Origin of the sequence: Streptomyces violascens, from assembly GCF_014649955.1 — a bacterium.
Taxonomy (GTDB): domain Bacteria; phylum Actinomycetota; class Actinomycetes; order Streptomycetales; family Streptomycetaceae; genus Streptomyces; species Streptomyces violascens.
Map to the genome: position 1 here is coordinate 1 of NZ_BMUA01000084.1, position 1,158 is coordinate 1,158.

Below are 1,158 nucleotides of genomic sequence, written 5' to 3' on the forward strand. Positions count from 1 at the left end.
ACCGGCGGTCGCGCAGAAGTGCCCAAAGGACGTTCACGCGACGGCGGGCGAGGGCGAGGACGGCCTGAGTGTGTCGCTGCCCCTCAGCGCGCTTGCGATCGTAAAAGCGGCGGGACTCTTCGCACCTCTGAATGCTGACCAACGCCGAGATGTAGAGCACACGTTGAAGGCGCCGGTTGTATCGCTTGGGGCGACGTAGGTTCCCGCTGATCTTCCCGGAGTCGCGCGGTGTTGGTGCGACGCCGCCGAAGCCGGCGAGCCGATCAGGGGTGGCAAAGACGGTCATGTCACCGCCGGTGGCGGCCAGGAACTCGGCGCCCAGGACGGTGCCGAGGCCGGGCATACTGACGAGGATCGCGGCATCCCGATGCTCTCGAAACCGGGCTGCGATGAGCTTCTCGACTGCGGCGACCTGCTGATTGAGCGCCAGGATCTCGTTGGCCAGCGTGTGCACGACCTGCGCCGTGACCTTCTCGCCGACGACCGTGGTGTGCTGGCGTTCGGCCGCCTGCAGGGCCGTCTCGGCGATCCGTTCGGCGCCGCGGACCTTGCGGTTGCGCAGCCAGGTCTCGAGTCTTCGGGCTCCGATGCGGCGGAGGGCGGCCGGGGTCCGATAGCCGGTCAGCAGGGTCAGAGGCCCGGTGTTGGTCACGTCCAGAGCCTGCTCCAACGCGGGGAAGTAGCCGTTGAGATGAGCACGCAGCCGACAGATGGTCCGGGTGCGATCGGCGACCAGGTCCGCCCGACGGGTGGTGAGGATCTTCAGGTCGGTGACATTCTCGTCGCTCACTCGTAGGCGGTGCAGGTCACGGCGGATGCGGGTCTGGTCGGCGATGACGGCCGCGTCTTTGGCATCGGTCTTACCTTCGCCCCGATAACCCTCAGAGGCGCGGTGGATGGCACGGCCGGGGATGTAGAAGACCGTCTGGTCGTGGTTGAGAAGTACCGCAATTGCCAGGGCGGCGCCGCCGTCGGCAAGGTCGATGCCCCAGGTCACAGCGTTGCTGAGATCGAGGACATCGGCAAGCAGTTGGAGCAGTTCTGGCTCGTCGTTGGCAACGCGGCGCGACAGCCGCCGTCTGCCGTTCTCATCGATGACCACGGTCGGGTAGCCGGAGCCCCTTGCGAGGCTCCGGCCCCCTCAGAACCGTGCATGCC

At 67.1% G+C, this 1,158-nt stretch carries 1 protein-coding gene; it reads right to left on the reverse strand.

What is annotated here, in order from left to right; genetic code table 11:
* A partial coding sequence (locus IE206_RS42200; RefSeq protein ID WP_189972078.1) for an IS110 family RNA-guided transposase occupies nucleotides 1–1,102 on the reverse strand: 1,102 nt, incomplete at its 3' end.
* Between the last annotated feature and the right edge of the window lie 56 nt (nucleotides 1,103–1,158).